The organism is Candidatus Nanopusillus massiliensis (genome assembly GCF_920984865.1).
In genome coordinates this window covers 594,512-595,000 of the sequence record NZ_OV100765.1, presented here as the reverse complement: position 1 = coordinate 595,000, position 489 = coordinate 594,512, and the positions used below count along the sequence as shown (strand labels likewise).

Sequence of the window (489 nt, the reverse complement as noted above, 5' to 3'; positions counted from 1 at the left end):
GATAAGAAGGATATAGATGTTACCTTAGTAGATCATCATCTAAAAATTGTAGCATCAAGAAAAATTGAAAAGGAAGAAAAAGATGAGAACTATATAATGTCGGAAAGTGTATTTTCAGGATATAGAAGGATAATTCCATTACCAGAAGATGCAGATGAGAATTCTATAAAGGCAAAATATGAAAATGGAGTATTAAGGATTTAAATAGGGAAAAAACCAGGCCATGAAGGAAAGAAAATTAATTTAGAATAGTTTTTTAATTTTTTATAATATAAATTTTTATGAAATATAAATTTGTAGAAGAATTATTATCATCTGCATTTATAATGAGCAAAGAATAATGGTAATCAATTTTATGATATAAAAGAAAGAAATATTGTAAAATTACAAACAATATATCAATATATTGATGATAAATTAGAAAAAATATATAATGATATATTTTTACCTGAAAACAAATTCTATAAAGAATTATATAAATTGTTATTT

Annotated in this window: 1 protein-coding gene (running past one end of the window); it reads left to right on the top strand. The window is 21.9% G+C overall.

From position 1 onward, the window contains the following. Window positions 1-204, top strand: partial view of an Hsp20/alpha crystallin family protein gene (locus LUA84_RS03815; RefSeq protein ID WP_457913303.1) — the 3' portion only. The gene continues 192 nt to the left of window position 1, outside the view; only the last 204 of its 396 coding nucleotides appear in the window; its start codon lies beyond the left edge, outside the window; the stop codon is at window positions 202-204. Window positions 205-489 lie beyond the last annotated feature (285 nt).